The organism is Klebsiella sp. Sb-30 (assembly GCF_057652795.1).
The window spans coordinates 4004133-4022121 of sequence record NZ_CM172749.1 but is presented as its reverse complement, the minus strand read 5'-3'; the positions used below and the strand labels follow the sequence as shown (position 1 = coordinate 4022121).

General features: G+C 57.3%; 20 protein-coding genes. 7 read left to right on the top strand and 13 right to left on the bottom strand.

All coding sequences use genetic code 11. The annotated features are described in order from the left end of the window. The first annotated feature begins 190 nt into the window (after window positions 1–190). Window positions 191–601, top strand: a complete 411-nt coding sequence (gene cueR, locus AC236I_RS18820) for a Cu(I)-responsive transcriptional regulator (RefSeq protein WP_004858840.1) — start codon at window positions 191–193, stop codon at window positions 599–601. On the opposite strand, the gene AC236I_RS18815 is transcribed toward cueR, so the two are convergent. Next, window positions 598–1062: an NfeD family protein gene (locus AC236I_RS18815; RefSeq protein WP_100663384.1), complete on the bottom strand. Its 465-nt coding sequence runs from the start codon at window positions 1060–1062 to the stop codon at window positions 598–600. The genes cueR and AC236I_RS18815 overlap by 4 nt on opposite strands. Continuing rightward, window positions 1059–1976, bottom strand: a complete 918-nt coding sequence (locus AC236I_RS18810) for an SPFH domain-containing protein (RefSeq protein ID WP_004858844.1) — start codon at window positions 1974–1976, stop codon at window positions 1059–1061. Before AC236I_RS18810 ends, AC236I_RS18815 begins: the two co-directional genes overlap by 4 nt. A 139-nt stretch (window positions 1977–2115) precedes the next feature. Here AC236I_RS18810 and fetA point away from each other — a divergent pair, with 139 nt between their 5' ends. After that, the gene (fetA, locus tag AC236I_RS18805) at window positions 2116–2793 is read left to right on the top strand and encodes an iron efflux ABC transporter ATP-binding subunit FetA (protein ID WP_487608588.1); all 678 of its coding nucleotides are present in this window, start codon (window positions 2116–2118) and stop codon (window positions 2791–2793) included. Further along, window positions 2780–3562 carry an iron efflux ABC transporter permease subunit FetB gene (gene fetB, locus AC236I_RS18800; RefSeq protein WP_004858848.1) on the top strand — a complete coding sequence of 261 codons (783 nt, stop codon included), beginning with the start codon at window positions 2780–2782 and terminating at the stop codon, window positions 3560–3562. Before fetA ends, fetB begins: the two co-directional genes overlap by 14 nt. A gap of 115 nt (window positions 3563–3677) precedes the next feature. Here fetB and AC236I_RS18795 read toward each other — a convergent pair whose 3' ends face one another. From AC236I_RS18795 to tesA, 3 genes are read right to left on the bottom strand one after another with little or no spacing between them, the layout of a single operon-like run. After that, entirely contained in the window at window positions 3678–4532 is an 855-nt protein-coding gene (locus AC236I_RS18795) for a thioredoxin family protein (protein ID WP_054828910.1), read from the bottom strand. A 58-nt stretch (window positions 4533–4590) separates the two neighbouring features. Then, the gene (locus AC236I_RS18790; RefSeq protein ID WP_160873212.1) at window positions 4591–5400 is read right to left on the bottom strand and encodes an SDR family oxidoreductase; all 810 of its coding nucleotides are present in this window, start codon (window positions 5398–5400) and stop codon (window positions 4591–4593) included. Then, window positions 5390–6013 (bottom strand): multifunctional acyl-CoA thioesterase I/protease I/lysophospholipase L1, encoded by a 624-nt coding sequence (gene tesA / locus AC236I_RS18785; protein WP_032689237.1) that lies wholly within the window; start codon window positions 6011–6013, stop codon window positions 5390–5392. Before tesA ends, AC236I_RS18790 begins: the two co-directional genes overlap by 11 nt. On the opposite strand from tesA, the gene ybbA reads away from it, so the two are divergent. Both ybbA and ybbP read left to right on the top strand, forming a co-directional pair. Continuing rightward, entirely contained in the window at window positions 5984–6670 is a 687-nt protein-coding gene (gene ybbA / locus AC236I_RS18780) for a putative ABC transporter ATP-binding protein YbbA (RefSeq protein WP_032716774.1), read from the top strand. The genes tesA and ybbA overlap by 30 nt on opposite strands. Continuing rightward, a complete protein-coding gene (gene ybbP, locus AC236I_RS18775) occupies window positions 6667–9081 on the top strand; it encodes a putative ABC transporter permease subunit YbbP (RefSeq protein WP_044346320.1) in 2415 nt (804 codons plus the stop codon). Before ybbA ends, ybbP begins: the two co-directional genes overlap by 4 nt. A gap of 151 nt (window positions 9082–9232) precedes the next feature. On the opposite strand, the gene AC236I_RS18770 is transcribed toward ybbP, so the two are convergent. After that, entirely contained in the window at window positions 9233–9541 is a 309-nt protein-coding gene (locus AC236I_RS18770; RefSeq protein WP_487608587.1) for a monooxygenase, read from the bottom strand. Window positions 9542–9750: 209 nt separating this feature from the next. On the opposite strand from AC236I_RS18770, the gene AC236I_RS18765 reads away from it, so the two are divergent. Next, entirely contained in the window at window positions 9751–10896 is a 1146-nt protein-coding gene (locus tag AC236I_RS18765; protein ID WP_044346317.1) for a porin, read from the top strand. A 104-nt stretch (window positions 10897–11000) separates the two neighbouring features. Here AC236I_RS18765 and mnmH read toward each other — a convergent pair whose 3' ends face one another. From mnmH to ppiB, 5 genes are all read right to left on the bottom strand, one after another. Further along, the gene (gene mnmH, locus AC236I_RS18760) at window positions 11001–12077 is read right to left on the bottom strand and encodes a tRNA 2-selenouridine(34) synthase MnmH (RefSeq protein ID WP_004858865.1); all 1077 of its coding nucleotides are present in this window, start codon (window positions 12075–12077) and stop codon (window positions 11001–11003) included. 185 nt (window positions 12078–12262) lie between these two features. Continuing rightward, window positions 12263–13330 carry a 5-(carboxyamino)imidazole ribonucleotide synthase gene (gene purK / locus AC236I_RS18755; protein WP_487608586.1) on the bottom strand — a complete coding sequence of 356 codons (1068 nt, stop codon included), beginning with the start codon at window positions 13328–13330 and terminating at the stop codon, window positions 12263–12265. After that, window positions 13327–13836, bottom strand: coding sequence for a 5-(carboxyamino)imidazole ribonucleotide mutase (gene purE / locus AC236I_RS18750; RefSeq protein WP_004858870.1), 510 nt, complete (start codon window positions 13834–13836; stop codon window positions 13327–13329). The genes purK and purE overlap by 4 nt, the downstream gene beginning before the upstream one ends. 119 nt (window positions 13837–13955) lie before the next feature. Continuing rightward, window positions 13956–14678 carry a UDP-2,3-diacylglucosamine diphosphatase gene (gene lpxH / locus AC236I_RS18745; RefSeq protein ID WP_004858872.1) on the bottom strand — a complete coding sequence of 241 codons (723 nt, stop codon included), beginning with the start codon at window positions 14676–14678 and terminating at the stop codon, window positions 13956–13958. A gap of 3 nt (window positions 14679–14681) precedes the next feature. Further along, window positions 14682–15176, bottom strand: a complete 495-nt coding sequence (gene ppiB / locus AC236I_RS18740) for a peptidylprolyl isomerase B (protein WP_004858873.1) — start codon at window positions 15174–15176, stop codon at window positions 14682–14684. Window positions 15177–15350: 174 nt separating this feature from the next. Here ppiB and cysS point away from each other — a divergent pair, with 174 nt between their 5' ends. Next, the gene (cysS, locus tag AC236I_RS18735) at window positions 15351–16736 is read left to right on the top strand and encodes a cysteine--tRNA ligase (protein ID WP_004858875.1); all 1386 of its coding nucleotides are present in this window, start codon (window positions 15351–15353) and stop codon (window positions 16734–16736) included. An 89-nt stretch (window positions 16737–16825) separates the two neighbouring features. Here cysS and ybcJ read toward each other — a convergent pair whose 3' ends face one another. Together ybcJ and folD are read right to left on the bottom strand one after the other, a co-directional pair. After that, complete coding sequence (gene ybcJ / locus AC236I_RS18730) at window positions 16826–17038, bottom strand: ribosome-associated protein YbcJ (protein WP_004858878.1); 213 nt, start codon at window positions 17036–17038, stop codon at window positions 16826–16828. 1 nt (window position 17039) lies between these two features. After that, window positions 17040–17906 (bottom strand): bifunctional methylenetetrahydrofolate dehydrogenase/methenyltetrahydrofolate cyclohydrolase FolD, encoded by an 867-nt coding sequence (gene folD / locus AC236I_RS18725; RefSeq protein ID WP_004858880.1) that lies wholly within the window; start codon window positions 17904–17906, stop codon window positions 17040–17042. Window positions 17907–17989 lie beyond the last annotated feature (83 nt).

The window sequence follows — 17989 nt, the reverse complement described above, 5'->3', positions numbered from 1 at the left end:
CCGCGTAGAATTAAAAGATGAAAGAGTCAGGATTGCGAAAGCGATCACTTATAACAGGCAATTGTTACAGAAAATGATTCCCCGGACGCGCTACGCTGCAAGGAAGAGAGTTTCCTGAGGCGTCGCCGGTAGGCGATGAAGGGAAGTGGGTTATAATGATGCTCTGTAGGCGCCAATCGACGGAGGACTCGTGAATATCAGCGATGTGGCAAAAAAAACCGGCTTAACCAGTAAAGCGATTCGCTTTTATGAAGAGAAGGGACTGGTCACGCCGCCGCTGCGTAGTGAGAACGGCTATCGCAGCTACAGTCAACGACACCTGGATGAACTGACCTTACTGCGCCAGGCGCGGCAGGTCGGCTTTAATCTTGAGGAGTGCCGCGAATTGATCTTTCTGTTTAACGATCCGTCGCGGCACAGTGCGGACGTTAAGCGCAGAACGCTGGATAAAGTTGCGGATATTGAGCGCCATATCAGCGAATTGCAAAATATGCGCAGGCATCTGCTGGCGCTGGCGGAATCCTGTCCCGGCGATGACGGCGCCGATTGCCCAATTATCGACAACCTTTCCGGCTGCTGTCACCGCAAGACGCAGGCTTAGCGGCGTGGCGCGGTGGCCTGCACGCGCAGCGTAATACCTTCGACTGCCAGTACCTCTACGTGGCTGCCTGCGGCAAGGTCCTCATCGGCCACCACCGGCCACGAGCTGTCGCCGACGCGCACATGACCATGGCCGTTGATCAGCGGGCTTTCCAGCATGAAGACGCGGCCGACCAGCTGCTTGCCGCGCTGGTTGAGCTGCGCGTCGGCCGGTTTCTGGCGCGCGACCTGTCTGCGCAGCCAGTGTGACCACAGCCAGGCGGCCAGCAAAGTCAGCGCGGCGAACAGCGTGCCCTGCCACTCCCAGCCGAAGGGCAGAGCCCAGGAGAGGAGTCCGGTGACCACGCCAGCGATGCCGCTCCACAGCAGATAGCCGTTGCCGCCCAGCATTTCAGCGGCCAGCAGTAGCCCGCCGAGGCTCAGCCAGAAAATATGCGGATGGGCGAGAATGAGCGCGATCATGATTTTTTCCGTTCGCCAGAACCTTCTTTAATAAGCTCGCTGATACCGGCGATGGAGCCCATCAGGCTGCTGGCATCGAGCGGCATCATCACCACTTTGCTGTTATTGGCGGAACCAATTTTCTGCAGCGCATCGGTGTATTTCTGGGCGACAAAGTAGTTAATCGCCTGAATATCGCCGGAGGCGATAGCGGACGAGACCATCTGCGTTGCGCGAGCTTCCGCTTCCGCAGAACGTTCGCGGGCCTCAGCCTGTAAGAATGCCGACTGGCGTTCCCCTTCCGCTTTCAGGATCTGCGACTGCTTTTCCCCTTCGGCTTTGAGAATTTCGGCCTGGCGTATCCCTTCGGCTTCAAGAATATAGGCGCGTTTGGTTCGTTCGGCTTTCATCTGGGCGTTCATCGAGGCAATAAGTTCAGCCGGCGGGCGCACGTCGCGAATTTCAACGCGGGTAATTTTGACGCCCCACGGGTTCGTTGCTTCGTCGACAATATGCAGCAGGCGGGTGTTAATGCTGTCGCGCTGAGAGAGCATTTCGTCAAGTTCCATCGAGCCAAGAACGGTACGAATGTTGGTCATCGTCAGGTTAACGATCGCCTGCTGTAAATTGCTGACCTCATAAGCCGCTTTTGGCGCATCAATGACCTGAATAAAGCACACTGCATCAATCGTCACGTTGGCGTTATCGCGTGAAATAACCTCCTGGGAGGGAATATCAAGCACCTGCTCCATCATATTAATCTTACGGCCAATGCGATCCATAAATGGTACCACCAGGCTTAAACCCGGCTGCAGCGTCATGGTGTAGCGGCCGAAACGCTCAACGGTCCACTGGAAGCCCTGGGGGACGATTTTAACGCCCGCCATAACGACAACCAGCGCGACGAAAATGAGTACGGGGATAAAGATCAGCATCAAAAAACCTCCTGTTTTATTGCCTGATGAGGCGCCAGAAAAAATGACGCAGGTTTAAATTGAGTATATCTTTCTCCTCATCCAGGCGAAAGGAAACTGGAGTAAACTAGCTGGGTTGTGGGAAAAAAGTGGAACAATAATGAAGGAAAATAACGCTATTTTGCGTCTTGAGCATGTTGGCTTTCAGGTCGACGAGACGGTCATACTTAATAATATAAACCTCCAGCTGCGGGCCGGAGAATTTAAGCTGATTACCGGGCCTTCCGGCTGCGGAAAAAGCACCTTGCTGAAAATTATCGCCTCGCTGCTGAGCCCCACCTCCGGGCAGATTTTTTTTGCCGAACGCGATATTACGACGCTGTCGCCGGAAACCTACCGCCAGCAGGTCTCCTACTGCGCGCAGACCCCGTCGCTGTTTGGTGACTCGGTCTATGACAATCTGATTTTTCCCTGGCAGATTCGCCGTCAGCAGCCGGATCCTAAAGCGCTGATTGCTGATTTACAACGCTTTGGTCTTGCGGAAAATACGCTGGAAAAATCAATCAATGAGCTTTCTGGGGGAGAAAAACAGCGGGTTTCGCTGATCCGTAATTTGCAATTTTTGCCCCAGGTATTGTTGCTCGATGAAATTACCAGCGCGCTGGACGAAAGTAATAAACACAACGTCAACGATATTATTCATCGTTATGTGACGGAAAAAAAAATTGCGGTGCTGTGGGTCACCCACGATCGCAATGAAATTGCCCATGCTGATGAGGTGATTACGTTGCAGCCCGCCGGCGGCAACGCTCAGGAGGTGTCTCATGAACGGGCATAATATTACTAACGAATCGCTGGCGCTTTCGATGGTGCTGGTACTGGTGGCGATTATTGTAAGCTACCGGGAAAAACTGGCGCTGGAAAAAGATATCGTCTGGAGTATCTGCCGGGCGGTGGTGCAGCTGATTATTGTCGGCTACGTCCTGAAATATATCTTCAACGTTAACCACGCGCTGCTGACGCTGCTTATGGTGCTGTTTATTTGCTTTAACGCGGCGTGGAACGCGCAAAAGCGCAGCAAATATATCGATAAGGCCTTCATCTCATCGTTTATCGCCATTACCACCGGCGCAGGGCTGACCCTGGCGGTGCTGGTCTTCTCCGGCTCCATTGCTTTTGTGCCGATGCAGGTGATTCCGATCGCCGGGATGGTGGCCGGAAACGCGATGGTGGCGGTCGGGCTGTGCTACAACAATATGGGACAGCGCTTTAACAGCGAGCAGCAGCAAATTCAGGAGAAGCTCAGTCTGGGCGCCACGCCGAAAATGGCGGCTGCCGGGCTAATTCGCGACAGTATTCGCGCGTCTCTGATCCCGACCATTGATTCGGCTAAAACGGTGGGGCTGGTGAGTTTGCCCGGCATGATGTCAGGGCTGATTTTTGCCGGGATTGATCCGGTGAAGGCCATTAAGTATCAGATAATGGTGACGTTTATGCTGCTCTCCACCGCCAGTCTGTCGACGATTATCGCCGGCTATCTGACCTACCGGAAGTTCTTTAACGCCCGCCATCAGCTGGTGGTGACGCAGTTGAAAAAGCACGTATAAACGAGATAGTTCCCCGGATGGCGGCGCGTGCGCCTTCTCCGGGCTACCCGACAGTACCGCCCTCGGCCCCGGTCAGAGCGCTGCGCGACCGGGGGGACTGAGACGGATAAGGGGATTAGTACAGCAGCGAATAGAGCTGGCGACGGTACTTCGCCGCTAAGGCATCGCCGGTACCCAGTGCGGCAAGGATCTCCTGCAACATCTTGCGGACCTGGCCATCTCCGGCGCCTAAATCCTTCTGCAAATGGCTGAACAGCAGCGCCAGCGCTTCTTCGTTACGGCCAACCTGATGCAGCTGCAGCGAGAGCTGAGCGGCCAGCGCGGCGTCTTCTGGATGCTGTTCAACCTGCTGCTGCAGCTGTTGAATTTCCGGCGTATCGGCCGCCTGTTTCAGCAGCTCAATCTGCGCGACCAGCCCCTGATAGCGGGTATCCTGATCCTGCAGCGGAACGGTTTTCAGCACCGCTTCGGCTTCGTCGGAACGCTGCAGCGCGATCAGCGTTTCCGCCAGCAGCAGGCCAATCTGGCTGTCCTGGTTCGACATCTGCCACGCGTCTTTCAGCAGCGGCAGAGCCTCAAGATATTTTTCTTCCTGCATCAGCGCCAGCGCCTGCTGAGCTTTCAGCTCCTCTTCGCGGGGCAGGACTTTATCCAGCAGCGCGCGGATGGCTGATTCCGGCTGCGGGCCTTCGAAACCGTCTACCGGCTGGCCGTTCTGGAACAGATAAACCGTCGGGATTGAGCGCAGGCCAAACTGTGAGGCAAGCATCTGCTCAGCGTCGCAGTCCACTTTCGCCAGCGTGAACTGCCCGTTGTATTGCGCAGCCAGCCCTTCCAGAACCGGCGTCAGCTGCTCGCAGTGCTGGCTGCGCGCTGACCAGAAATAAAACAGCACCGGCGCAGTAACGGATTGCTCCAGCGTCTGGTGCAGGTTAGCTTCGGTAATATTGATAACATTCTGTACTGACATGAGCGCATCTCTTTAGTCGATTTTGGGTATACATGGGGGCGACAGCCGGAGCTTCAACTCAGCCCTGGATAATTTTGTCCATCAGTCGCGTCGGCAGCAGGCGTTTGAGCAGCGCCACGGCGTGGGTGACAAGGGTCACCGGATAGCGCAATTGCGGTTTGTCGCTGGTAAAAGCATGGCGCACTTTTTCCACCACCGCTTCCGGGCCGAGGGTAAAGCGTGCGGCGATACCCGGATTCTCCACCGGCTTATCGCGCTGGGTTTGGTTGACGTTGGTGGTAAAACGGGTGGTGATAGGACCGGGCTCAATCAGGCTGACCTTAATGCCGCTATAGCGCAGCTCCATACGCAGCGCATCGGACCAGGCTTCCAGCGCATATTTGCTGGCCGCGTAGGCGCCGCGACCGGGGCTGGAGATGATCCCCATGACCGAGGAGGTCATGACGATACGCCCTTCGCCGTGCGGCTCCATTGCCGGCAGAAGTAACATCGTCAGCTGGTGTGCGCCAAAAAAGTTGGCGGAAAACTGCGCCTCCATCTGTTGACGGCTAATGGTGGCGAGCGGCCCATAGACGCCGTATCCGGCATTATTAAACAGCCCGTACAGGCGATTATTGGTCAAGGCGATGACCTCCGCAGCGGCGCGTTCAACGCTTTGCGGGTCGTCGAGGTCCAGCAAAATACCGGTCAGCCCGAGCTCCTGCATCCGCGCCACGTCATCCGCTTTACGGCAGGCGGCCAGGACGTTAAAGCCCTGGCGTTTTAAATCGAGGGCGCTTTCAAGACCAATACCGCTGGAACAGCCTGTAACTAAAACCGATTTTTGCATAACTTTACCTGCAAGCGACGCCTGAAGATCAGGAGTCATGATTAACTAAGGGTGCCAGCCGGGTTGCCATCCAGTCGGCAATAAAAGGCTGGGCATCGCGATTGGGATGGATGCCATCATCCTGCATCCACTGGGGTTTCAGATAGACCTCTTCCATAAAAAAGGGCAGCAGAGGAATATCAAACTCTTTGGCCAGGGCCGGGTACAGGGCGCTGAAGGCTTCATTATAACGACGGCCATAGTTCGCGGGCAGGCGAATTTGCATCAACAACGGCTGAGCGTTGGCGGCTTTGATATCCTGAATCACCGTCCGCAGAGTCTGCTCGGTTTGCTGGGGCGGGAAGCCGCGCAGCCCGTCGTTGCCCCCCAGCTCGACCAGCACCCAGCGCGGCTGATGCTGTTTGAGCAGCGCCGGGAGTCTTGCCAGTCCTTGCTGCGAGGTGTCGCCGCTGATGCTGGCGTTGATGACCGGCGTTGTGGTCTGCCACTTATCGTTGAGTAGCGCAGGCCAGGCGGCGCTGGCGGCCATGCGATAACCGGCGCTCAGGCTATCGCCAAGAACCAATAGCTTGTCTGCGGCCATGGCGCGGCAGGCAAAAAAAATCAGAAACAGGAAAGGCAAATGCCAGCGGAAAACATACTTGAAGTTCATCATCTTAAGAAGTCCGTCGGTCAGGGAGAGCATCAGCTTTCCATCCTTACCGGAGTTGAGCTGGTTGTCAAACCGGCGCAGACCATCGCCCTGATTGGCGAGTCGGGTTCGGGGAAATCGACCCTGCTGGCGATCCTTGCCGGGCTGGATGACGGCAGCAGCGGCGAGGTCTCCTTACTCGGCCAGCCGCTGCATACGATGGATGAAGAGGCGAGGGCGCGGCTGCGTGCTAAACATGTCGGCTTTGTCTTTCAGTCATTTATGCTGATTCCAACCCTTAATGCTCTGGAAAACGTCGAGCTTCCGGCGCTGCTTCGCGGTGAGACCGATAACCAAAGCCGTGGCAGCGCCCGGGCCTTGCTGGAGCAGCTGGGGCTGGGGAAACGTCTCCATCATCTGCCGGCGCAGCTTTCCGGCGGCGAACAGCAGCGGGTGGCGCTCGCCCGCGCATTTAACGGCCGGCCTGAGCTGCTGTTTGCCGATGAGCCTACCGGCAATCTTGACCGCCATACCGGCGACAAAATTGCCGATCTGCTGTTCTCCCTTAATCGAGAGCATGGTACCACGCTGATTCTGGTGACCCACGATCCGCTGCTGGCGGCGCGCTGCGATCGGCGGCTGCGTCTGGTGGACGGCCAGCTGCGGGAGGAAGCATGATTGCCCGTTGGTTCTGGCGCGAATGGCGCTCGCCCTCGCTGCTGATAGTCTGGCTGGCGCTGAGCCTGGCGGTGGCCTGCGTACTGGCGCTGGGGTCGATCGGCGACCGAATGGAAAAGGGGCTCAGCCAGCAGAGCCGCGAATTTATGGCCGGGGACCGGACGCTGCGCAGCTCGCGCGAGGTGCCTGCGGAGTGGATTGACGAGGCGCGCAGGCTCGGGCTCACCGTCGGAGAGCAGCTGAGCTTCGCCACCATGACCTTTGCCGGCGATACGCCGCAGCTGGCGGACGTGAAGGCGGTCGACGATACCTATCCGCTCTATGGTCAGCTGGAGACGCAGCCGCCGGGCCTGAAACCCCAGGCCGGAAGCGTGCTGCTGGCTCCGCGCCTGATGGCGCTGCTGAACTTAAAAATCGGCGATACACTCGATGTCGGCGATGCCACGCTGCGCATTGCTGGCGAGGTGATACAAGAGCCGGATGCCGGCTTCAACCCTTTCCAGATGGCGCCGCGGCTGATGATGAACACCGCCGATGTGGCGAAAACCGGCGCGGTACAGCCCGGCAGCCGCGTCTCCTGGCGCTATAAGTACGCCGGAACCCCGCAGCAATTGGCGGACTATGAAAAGTGGCTCCTGCCGAAGCTGGGGCCTGAACATCGCTGGATCGGCCTGCAGCAGGACGACAGCGCCTTAGGCAAATCGCTGGAACGCTCGCAGCAGTTTTTGCTGCTGTCCGCGCTGCTGACTCTGTTACTGGCGGTGGCCGCGGTGGCAGTGGCAATGAGCCATTACTGCCGCAGCCGCTATGATCTGGTGGCGATCCTGAAAACCCTGGGCGCCGGACGCGCGCAGCTGCGTAAGCTTATTGTCGGCCAGTGGCTGATGCTACTGGCGCTGGCGGCGGTGGCCGGCGGCGCGATGGGGGCGGGGCTAGAGCAGATTCTGCTGCTGATGCTAAAACCGGTGCTACCGGCGGCCTTACCGCCGGCCAGCGGCTGGCCGTGGCTGTGGGCGATCGGCGCGATGGTGGTGATTTCGCTGCTGGTGGGGTTACGACCTTATCGCCTGCTGCTGGCAACGCTGCCGCTGCGGGTTCTGCGTCAGGATATCGTTGCCAACGTCTGGCCGCTGAAATTCTATATTCCGCTGGTGTGTGCGGTGGTGGTGCTTCTGCTGGCCTGGCTGATGGGCGGAAGCCCGCTGCTATGGGCGGTACTGGCCGGGGCCGTGGTGCTGGCGCTGCTGTGCGGCGCGTTGGGCTGGGGGCTGCTGTGGATGCTGAAGCGGTTGACGCTGAAAGCGCTGCCGCTGCGTCTGGCGGTGAACCGTCTGCTGCGCCAGCCATGGTCAACCCTGAGTCAGCTGGCGGCATTCTCGCTGTCGTTTATGTTACTGGCGCTGCTGCTGGTGCTGCGCGGCGATCTGCTGGATCGCTGGCAGCAGCAGCTGCCGCCGGAAAGCCCCAATTACTTCTTGATCAATATTGCGCCGGAGCAGGTCGCTGCGGTGAAAACGTTCCTCGCCGGACACCATGTTACGGCGACCGAATTTTACCCGATCGTGCGCGCCCGCCTGACGCAAATTAACGGCCAGGCGGCGGAGAGCAATAAAGACGAAGCGTTGAACCGTGAGCTGAATTTGACCTGGCGCAGCGAGCGGCCGGATCATAATCCGCTGGTGGCCGGCAGCTGGCCGCCCAAAGCAGGAGAGGTGTCAATCGAGGAAGGACTGGCGCAGCGGCTGGCGATCAAACCTGGCGATAGCGTGACCTTTACCGGCGATACTCAGGAGTTCAGCGCGACGGTCACCAGCGTACGCAAAGTTGACTGGGAAAGTCTGCGGCCAAACTTCTTCTTTATCTTCCCGCCGAATGCGCTTGACGAGCAGCCGCAGAGCTGGCTGACCAGCTTCCGCTGGGATAACGGCAATACGCTGTTGACGCAGCTTAACCGCGAATTCCCCACCGTCAGCCTGCTGGATATTGGCGCGATTCTCCGTCAGGTGGGTCAGGTGTTGACGCAGGTCAGTCGGGCGCTGGAGGTGATGGTGGTGCTGGTGACCGCGTGCGGCATTTTGCTGCTGCTGGCGCAGGTCCAGGTCGGTATGCGCCAGCGCTATCAGGAGCTGGTGGTCTGGCGCACGCTGGGGGCCGGAAAGTCGCTGTTGCGTACCACGCTGTGGGCGGAGTTTGCGCTGCTGGGGGTGGTTTCCGGAATAGTGGCGGCCATCGGCGCGGAGGTGGCTTTGGCGATGCTGCAAACCAAAGTGTTTGATTTTCCGTGGTCGCCGGACTGGCGACTGTGGGTGATGTTACCGCTGTGCGGCGCGCTCCTGCTGTCGTTATGCGGCGGCTGGCTGGGGTTGCGTCTGTTAAAAGGCAAAGCCTTGTTTCGCCAGTTCAGCCAGTGACTGGAGGGAGACCTCATCGGGCAAGCGCCTGGCGACGCTGCGCTTGCCCGAACCGACGGGAAAATAGAGCCTGTTGATATATTGGAACCGTAGACCGGGTCAGGCGTCAGCCGCCGCCCGGCAAAATACGCGCGCTATCGCGAAATAAACGCTATTGCAGATGACCGTGGTTCAGCGCGGTGAGCGGTTCATTGACGTCGAAAACTTTGCCGATAACCTCATCAACGCCGAGTGATTTCAGGCGCGCGGTATGCTTATTGAGATAAGCGAGGGCGGTATCTTCATCCTCGAAAAGATAGATCCCGCCCGCTTCGTGGTTCTTTTCGCTTTCAGTCCAGACCTTCCAGATAAACCCCGGCTCCTGATTGATGGACTCGGCCAGCTCCACGAGCTGGCGGGACATCTCGCTGCCGAAGGGGCCGTTAAAGGCAAAGTGCAGCTGCAGTAGTTTTTTCGACATGCTTCCTCCATGGATAATGTTTGAGCGGCAGTACTTCATTTTAATGACAGAACGATGAAATGATAATCGCTGACTTTTTAAACGCACAAAATGATAACTCACTGATTTTTAACAGCACTAAACATTAAAAACCCAACAACACGTCATGCCAAATCACGGTTAATATTCAGCTGGAAACTATAAGGTTGCTTATTACTCAAGGAAAAAGCATGGCACATAAAATAAAAGCGCTGGCGGTGACGATCGGCGCAGCACTGGCGTTAACCTCTTTCGCATCCCAGGCTGAGATTACGCTACTGAAACAGGACCCGCAGGCCGGAGATCCGCTGAGCCGCCTCAACTTTACCGTCGGCGGGAGTATTCGTCCGCAGTTCAACATGATGTCCGGCGACGGCGATAAAGGGTCTTATAAACGTAATGGTTTTGATGGCGGGACCCGTTTCCGCTTCGCCGCTGATTATTATCTGTTTGATGATATTAGCTGGATCAGCTATTACGAGCTGGGGGTCAATATTCCGGCGTTGTTTGACTGGGATAACCACTATGCGGAAGGCGCCAATAATACGAGCCGCCGTATGTTGTACACCGGGCTGAAGAGCGACACCTGGGGGACACTAACCTACGGTCAGCAAAACAGTATTTACTATGATGTGGTTGGGGCGAAAACCGATATCTGGGATTACGACATGATCGCCCAGGCGCCGGGTAACGGCATCAACGGCGACTACGATGGTTCGTATCGTTCCCGTAATATGCTGAAATATAAGAAAACGGCGGGTGACGTTGACCTCTATGCCTCCTATTTGTTTGAAGATAATGAATATCTGCCGGGCAATGGCCTGCGCTATAAACGTAAAGGCGGCGGTTCCGTGGGCGTGGATTATCACATCACTAAGGACCTGACCTGGGGGACCGCGTGGAACTACACCCGTGCCGAGATGCGCGACCCGTCAACAGCAGACAACAAAACCTATGATCAGAATATCCTCGGTACGGCGCTGAGCTGGAAACCGGATAACTGGACCTTCTCCTTCGGTGGCGGCTGGTATCAGAACTTTATGACCACGAAGAAAACCGATGTTTACGACTATTTCGCCGGGGATGCCTGGGGGATTGAGTACTTCGCCGGTTATACCTTCCCGATTGGTCAGTACGCGGTGAAAACGATTCAGCCGTACTTTATGGGCGATCGCCTGGAGTACGTCAACGGCCGTAACTATCAGCGAATTGATAACGGGCTGGGGATCAGCTTCCAGCTGGATTACGGTTTCCGCGTTGATTATGAGCACGTCTTTACGTCCAGCACCGACAACCTGGGCGATATGAACCTGGTGCGTCTGCGCTACGACTTCTAAGCGGCTGCGACTCCCCGGTGGCGCTGCGCTTACCGGGGTTACAGGCTCACCCGTAGCCCCGGCTAAGGCGTCGACGCCGCAAGCCGGGGCTGTAGGGAATTTGATTACTTCGTCAGCCAGGAGGCGACGTCATTCCAGCTGCCGCGAAAGATAATTTTTTCCGCTTTTTTGCTCAGCTGATAGCGATACATCGGGTCGTAGTACTCTTTCAACAGCGGCACCAGCCAGGCAAAATGGGCATCGGTCGTAGCATCTCGCTGCTGCGAAGCCAGCGCCTCGTCAAGCAGGGCGGTGAGCTGGGCAAAACGCTGTAGTCCCAGGCGACGGCGAATGGCAAACAGACCGTGATGCAGGTATTCGCTGTACTCCTGCCAGCCTTTCTCTTCACCGTAAGCATCAATAAAATCACGGTGCATACGGTCAAAATACTCTTCCCGCAGGCGCTCCAGGCGGATCTCAAACGGGTCTTCCACTACCGCCAGCGGCGATTGCGCCATGCGCTCACGCATGCATTCCGGCAGGTGGTTCGCGCCGATCATATGTCCTTCATCTTCCAGCACCCAGCGACGATGCTGCCCGGCTTTTTTCAACATCGCCACCGCCAGATGGTTTTCAAATGTTGCCTGGGCGTGCTGGTCACGCAACGTGCGGCCGAACGATGAGCCGCGATGGTGGGCGAGCCCCTCCAGATCGATACCGTCGGGTCGGGAGCAGACCAGCTGGGTCTTGCCGTTGCCGGTACAGCCGCCGATCAGCACTATCGGGCGTTGGACCAGCTCTTCGGTGAACTGGATAGCGGCCTGGCGCAGCGCCTTATAGCCGCCGACGATCAGCGGGTACTCGATGCCGGCCTCATGTAGCCACTGTTGCACGATGTGCGAACGCTGGCCACCGCGGGCGCAGCACAGATAGCCCTGCGGATAACGTAAACAGGCATCACGCCATGCGGCGAGACGCTTTTCCCGCACCTCGCCGTTGACTAACTGATGGCCCAGCGCTAATGCCGCGTCCGCGCCGTGTCGTTTATAGCAGGTGCCGACGGCGGCGCGTTCGGCGTCGTCCATCAGCGGCAGATTCAGTGCCGCAGGAAGTGCGCTTTGGCGGAATTCGATCGGGGCGCGGACGTCAATGATTGGCGTGTCCGCCGTGAGAATGGTGCGGTAATCCGTCCCATTTTTCATGGGTCATCCTTCTGAAGTCAAACTGAAAGCGTCTTTAAAATAAGAAAATCTTTAAAGCAAGGAGGGGATTCTACGCGCCTGAATGTCTGCCGGGGAAGGGCGAAGATCAATTCCCCGGCAAATAGCCGTTTTCATTCGGGCGCACAGGCGGCGGATGCGCCGGGCGCCAGAATGTGTCAGGAGGGTTAAGCCAGCTGGGATTGCGCCCAGAAGATACCGCTGGCGTACTCCGGCGGCAGAATAGGTTTTAAGGCTTCCAGCGTGGCGCTCAGGCGGTCGGTATCGCTGTCGGTCAGGTTAAGGTGACCCACTTTGCGCCCCGGACGCACTTCTTTGTCGTACCAGTGCAGATGCACCAGCGGCAGCTTCAGCCAGTCGTAGTTCAGATCGCTACCGATCAGGTTGATCATCACCGAAGGGCTGTTCACTACCGGCGGCGGCAGCGGCAGGCCGGTAATCGCCCGCAGATGCAGTTCGAACTGGCTGATCGAGGCCCCGTTCTGGGTCCAGTGACCGCTGTTGTGCACGCGTGGCGCCAGCTCGTTAATCAGCAGGCCGTCAGCGGTGACAAAACACTCCATCGCCATCACGCCCACGTAGTTCAGCTCGTTCATAATGGCGGTAAGCATGCTTTCCGCCTGGTCCTGCTGGCGGGCATTGGCCTGCGGGAAGGCGACGCTGGTACGCAGAATGCCCTCCTGGTGCAGGTTGCGGGTAAGCGGGTAGAACACCGTGCTGCCATCCTGCGCGCGGGCGCCAACCAGCGACACTTCGGCGGAAAAGTTGATGCCTTGCTCAACAATACATTGGCCATAGTTTTCATCCGGCAGCTGCGCAATGTCGTTTTCGCGCAGTCGCCATTGGCCGCGACCATCGTAACCGCCCACGCGACGCTTAACGATAGCCAGTTCGCCCAGACGTGCGAATACCGCCGGCCACTCGCTTTTATCTGCCAGCAGCTGCCACGGCGCGGTGGCGAGCTCCAGCTTATCAAACAGCTGTTTTTGCGTCAGACGGTCGGCAATGATCGGGAACACATCGCGGTTAACAAACGCCGGGTGGCGCGCCAGTTCACGCGTGAGCGCCGTTTCCGGCCAACGTTCGATTTCGGCAGTGATCACGCTTTGCTGAAACGGCACCGCTTCAGGATCGGCTTCCAGACCGACTGGCCAGACGGCGATACCCAGCGGTTCACCGGCCTGGCGCAGCATCCGGCCTAGCTGGCCGTTGCCAAGGATGCAAACCTGCTTCATGCCGCACCCCGCGGATCCGGATTCTCCAGCACCTCATCGGTCTGGGCCTGGCGCCAGGCGCTCAGGCGCTGATGCAGTTCGGCATCGTGCACCGCCAGAATCTGCGCCGCCAGCAGGGCCGCATTGGCGGCACCGGCTTTGCCGATGGCCAGCGTGCCGACGGGAATTCCGCGCGGCATCTGAACAATAGAGTAGAGACTGTCTACGCCGCTTAACGCCGCGCTTTGCACCGGCACACCTAATACCGGCACCAGAGTTTTCGCCGCAATCATGCCCGGCAGATGCGCCGCGCCGCCCGCGCCGGCAATAATCACCTGATAACCGTTGCTTTCCGCGTCTTCGGCAAAGCTAAACAGCTTATCGGGCGTCCGGTGTGCGGAGACCACTTCAACATGGTACGGAACGTTCAGGGCATCAAGGATTTCTGCGGTAAACTGCATGGTAGCCCAGTCGCTTTTGGACCCCATCACGATGGCGATACGCGCCGAATTATTGCGGGAAGACATGCGTCTTAAAACTCCTGTGGGTGTGCTTCACACTGCTTTAGAGGCCACAGAGAATAACATGATCTTTCGGCAAGGAAAACGGTTGCGTCACCGGTGATGGGGTGAAAATGCGCTGGAAATTAAAACGGGAATGCGATCAGCTCAACGTCGTCTTTGCTGACTTTGACCATCGACCCTTCGCTGTGCCAGGCGCCGAGGACGACGCGAAATGCCGGTTTGCCGTTGGCCTCTAGCGGGTGGACGGCAGGGCGATGCGTGTGACCGTGAATCAGCCACTGCACCTGATGTCTTTCCAGCGCGTCGACCACGGCCTGCGGATTGACATCCATGATTTCCAGCGACTTGCTGCTGTTGGCCGCTTTGCTGTCGGCGCGCATTCTGGCGGCGATACGGCGGCGAATAAACAGCGGCAGGGCAAGGAACAGACGCTGAATCCACGGTGTATGGACTTTGGCACGAAAAGCCAGATAGCCCGGATCGTCGGTGCACAGCGTATCGCCGTGCATGATCAGGACCCGACGGCCATACAGATCGAGCACGTTTTCTTCCGCCAGCAGCCGCATCCCGCAGGCGCGTGCGAAGCGCTGGCCCACGAGAAAGTCGCGGTTGCCGTGAACAAAATAGCAGGGCACGCCGGATTGAGTTAATGCGTTGATTGCCGAGGCGATTTGCTGATGCAGCGGGTTCGGATCGTCATCGCCAATCCAGGCTTCAAACAGATCGCCAAGGATATACAGCGCGTCCGCCTCGCGGGCTTCGCCGGCTAAAAAGCGTAGAAAACCGGCGGTGATCGCCGGTTCTTCTGTTTGCAGATGCAAATCCGCAATAAAAAGTGTCGCCACGAATTACTCGCTGACGGTGACGCTTTTGATCACCACATCTTCTTTCGGCACATCCTGATGCATGCCGCTGCGGCCGGTAGCCACCGCTTTGATTTTGTCGACCACGTCCATACCTTCAACCACTTCGGCAAAGACGCAGTAGCCCCAACCCTGCAGGTTTTCACCGGAGAAGTTCAGGAAGTCGTTATCGACAACGTTAATGAAGAACTGCGCGGTGGCGGAGTGAGGTGCCTGAGTACGGGCCATGGCCAGAGTACCGCGGGTGTTTTTCAGACCGTTGTTGGCTTCGTTCTGGATCGGGGATTTGGTGGTTTTCTGCTCCATGCCTGGCTCAAAGCCGCCGCCCTGGATCATGAAACCGTTGATAACACGGTGGAAAATGGTGTTGTTGTAGAAACCTTCGCGGCAGTAATCCAGGAAGTTTTTAACTGTTTCCGGCGCTTTGTCGTCAAAGGTTTTGATGACGATATCGCCATGATTAGTGTGGAAAGTAACCATTTTTGCATCCTGTTCCGATGATTGTGGTGCTTAAACCCAAAGTTGGGCGTGACATAGGGGGCTGTTATAGCATAACCGCCGGGTTCGATCACCTTGCATTGTGTGCTGCTTCGGGGTTGAATTAAGGTTAGAATACGCGACCTGATATTCACACACGTCTACACGGAATCTTCGATGTTAAAAATTTTTAATACACTGACGCGCCAAAAAGAAGAGTTTAAGCCTATCCATGCCGGGGAAGTGGGCATGTACGTGTGTGGAATTACCGTTTACGATCTCTGTCACATCGGCCATGGCCGTACTTTCGTCTCTTTTGACGTGGTTGCCCGCTACCTGCGTTTTCTCGGCTATAAGCTGAAGTACGTGCGCAACATTACCGATATCGACGATAAAATCATTAAGCGTGCTAATGAGAACGGCGAAAGCTTTGTCGCGCTGGTCGATCGCATGATTGCCGAAATGCACAATGATTTCGATGCGCTGAATATTCTGCGTCCGGATATGGAGCCTCGCGCCACCCATCATATTCCCGAGATCATTGAAATCACTGAACAACTGATCGCCCGCGGTCATGCGTACGTGGCGGACAACGGGGATGTGATGTTCTCGGTACCGACCGATCCGAATTACGGGCAGCTGTCGCGCCAGGATCTGGACCAGCTGCAGGCCGGCGCCCGCGTGGATGTCGTTGACGTCAAGCGTAACCCGATGGACTTCGTGCTGTGGAAAATGTCGAAAGAGGGCGAGCCAAGCTGGCCGTCGCCGTGGGGCAACGGTCGTCCTGGCTGGCACATTGAATGTTCGGCGATGAACTGCAAACAGCTGGGCAACCATTTTGATATCCATGGCGGCGGTTCGGATCTGATGTTCCCGCATCATGAAAACGAAATAGCCCAGTCCACCTGTGCTCACGACGGGGAATACGTTAACTACTGGATGCACTCCGGGATGGTGATGGTTGACCGCGAGAAAATGTCAAAATCGCTGGGCAATTTCTTTACCGTACGCGACGTGCTGAAGTACTACGATGCGGAGACCATTCGCTATTTCCTGATGTCCGGCCACTATCGTAGCCAGCTGAACTACAGCGAAGAAAACCTCAAGCAGGCTCGTTCTGCGCTGGAGCGTCTGTATACCGCGCTGCGCGGTACCGACAAATCGGTAGAGCCGGCCGGCGGCGACGCCTTCGAAGCGCGCTTTATTGAAGCGATGGATGACGATTTCAATACCCCGGAAGCCTATTCCGTGCTGTTCGATATGGCGCGTGAGGTCAACCGCCTGAAGACGGAAGATGTCGCCGCGGCTAACGCCATGGCCGCACATATGCGCAAGCTCTCCGGCGTGCTGGGGCTGCTTGAGCAGGAGCCGGATGTCTTCCTGCAAAGCGGTGCGCAGGCTGACGACGGTGAAGTTGCGGAAATCGAGCGGCTGATTCAGCAGCGTCTGGATGCGCGTAAAGCGAAAGACTGGGCCGCTGCGGATGCGGCGCGTGACCGTCTCAATGAGATGGGGATCGTGCTGGAGGACGGCCCGCAGGGAACCACCTGGCGCCGGAAGTAAGCAATAAAAAAACGCCCGGCTTGCCGGGCGTTTTTATGATCAATCTTAAACCACCTCCTGTGGAGGTGGCGATCGTTCATTAAGCAGGATCAGGCGGTAACGGTGACGCTCTGGCCTTCAAAACTCACCGTCTGACCGGCGACGATTTTGCAGCGTTTACGGGTTTCTACCGCGCCATCCACCTTCACCAGGCCATCGGCAATCGCTATTTTTGCCTGCGCGCCGCTCTCACTCCAGCCTTCCAGCTTCAGCAGATCGCACAGTTCAACGTGTGGGTGTTTGCCCAGAGAAAAATTCGCCATCTCAGGCCTCCTGAATGTCGTGATATTCTTCGCACGCCTGTAGCGTGTTTTGAATCAGTGTAGCAACGGTCATCGGGCCAACGCCGCCCGGGACTGGCGTAATGTATGACGCGCGTTCTGCGGCATCTTCAAAGACGACGTCTCCGACCACTTTGCCGCTTTCCAGACGGTTAATACCGACATCCACAACGATGGCGCCTTCTTTGATCCACTCGCCCGGAATAAAGCCCGGTTTACCGACCGCAACAATCAGCAGGTCAGCATTTTCGACATGCTGACGTAAATTCCGGGTGAAGCGGTGGGTCACGGTAGTCGTGCAGCCCGCCAGCAGCAGTTCCATGCTCATCGGACGGCCGACGATGTTCGATGCGCCAATCACCACGGCGTTCAGGCCATAGGTGTCGATATTGTAACGCTCAAGCAGAGTGACGATTCCGCGCGGTGTGCACGGGCGCAGACGCGGGGCGCGCTGGCACAGGCGGCCGACGTTGTAGGGGTGGAAACCGTCAACATCTTTGTCCGGGGCGATACGCTCCAGTACTTTCACGTTATCAATTCCGGCAGGCAGCGGCAGCTGTACCAGAATACCGTCGATAGTGGTATCGGCATTCAGCGTATCAATAAGCTCCAGTAATTCCGCCTCGCTGGTGGTTTCCGGGAGATCGTATGAGCGGGAGACAAATCCCACCTCTTCACACGCTTTGCGCTTGCTGCCGACATAAATCTGCGACGCCGGGTTACTGCCGACCAGTACAACGGCTAACCCTGGGGCGCGTTTTCCGGCCGCAGTGCGGGCCTTCACTTTTTCCGCAACCTCAGAGCGTACCTGCTGCGCAATCGTTTTACCGTCAATAATTTTTGCTGCCATCAGAGAGAGGATTCCATCTGTATCGTATCGAAAGGGGGATGCGGATATTTTGTCAGAAGCCAGCCTCGCTGTCAGTCCTCGTT

What these genes read in the sequence shown, in the direction of transcription:
- cysS (WP_004858875.1), top strand. Translation starts at nt 15,351, where the DNA reads ATGTTAAAAATTTTTAATACACTGACGCGCCAAAAAGAAGAGTTTAAG.
- AC236I_RS18810 (WP_004858844.1), bottom strand. Translation starts at nt 1,976, where the DNA reads ATGCTGATCTTTATCCCCGTACTCATTTTCGTCGCGCTGGTTGTCGTT.
- ppiB (WP_004858873.1), bottom strand. Translation starts at nt 15,176, where the DNA reads ATGGTTACTTTCCACACTAATCATGGCGATATCGTCATCAAAACCTTT.
- purE (WP_004858870.1), bottom strand. Translation starts at nt 13,836, where the DNA reads ATGTCTTCCCGCAATAATTCGGCGCGTATCGCCATCGTGATGGGGTCC.
- ybcJ (WP_004858878.1), bottom strand. Translation starts at nt 17,038, where the DNA reads ATGGCGAATTTTTCTCTGGGCAAACACCCACACGTTGAACTGTGCGAT.
- fetA (WP_487608588.1), top strand. Translation starts at nt 2,116, where the DNA reads ATGAAGGAAAATAACGCTATTTTGCGTCTTGAGCATGTTGGCTTTCAG.
- AC236I_RS18770 (WP_487608587.1), bottom strand. Translation starts at nt 9,541, where the DNA reads ATGTCGAAAAAACTACTGCAGCTGCACTTTGCCTTTAACGGCCCCTTC.
- tesA (WP_032689237.1), bottom strand. Translation starts at nt 6,013, where the DNA reads ATGAACTTCAAGTATGTTTTCCGCTGGCATTTGCCTTTCCTGTTTCTG.
- AC236I_RS18790 (WP_160873212.1), bottom strand. Translation starts at nt 5,400, where the DNA reads ATGACTCCTGATCTTCAGGCGTCGCTTGCAGGTAAAGTTATGCAAAAA.
- AC236I_RS18795 (WP_054828910.1), bottom strand. Translation starts at nt 4,532, where the DNA reads ATGTCAGTACAGAATGTTATCAATATTACCGAAGCTAACCTGCACCAG.
- fetB (WP_004858848.1), top strand. Translation starts at nt 2,780, where the DNA reads ATGAACGGGCATAATATTACTAACGAATCGCTGGCGCTTTCGATGGTG.
- ybbP (WP_044346320.1), top strand. Translation starts at nt 6,667, where the DNA reads ATGATTGCCCGTTGGTTCTGGCGCGAATGGCGCTCGCCCTCGCTGCTG.
- mnmH (WP_004858865.1), bottom strand. Translation starts at nt 12,077, where the DNA reads ATGAAAAATGGGACGGATTACCGCACCATTCTCACGGCGGACACGCCA.
- purK (WP_487608586.1), bottom strand. Translation starts at nt 13,330, where the DNA reads ATGAAGCAGGTTTGCATCCTTGGCAACGGCCAGCTAGGCCGGATGCTG.
- AC236I_RS18765 (WP_044346317.1), top strand. Translation starts at nt 9,751, where the DNA reads ATGGCACATAAAATAAAAGCGCTGGCGGTGACGATCGGCGCAGCACTG.
- folD (WP_004858880.1), bottom strand. Translation starts at nt 17,906, where the DNA reads ATGGCAGCAAAAATTATTGACGGTAAAACGATTGCGCAGCAGGTACGC.
- ybbA (WP_032716774.1), top strand. Translation starts at nt 5,984, where the DNA reads ATGCCAGCGGAAAACATACTTGAAGTTCATCATCTTAAGAAGTCCGTC.
- AC236I_RS18815 (WP_100663384.1), bottom strand. Translation starts at nt 1,062, where the DNA reads ATGATCGCGCTCATTCTCGCCCATCCGCATATTTTCTGGCTGAGCCTC.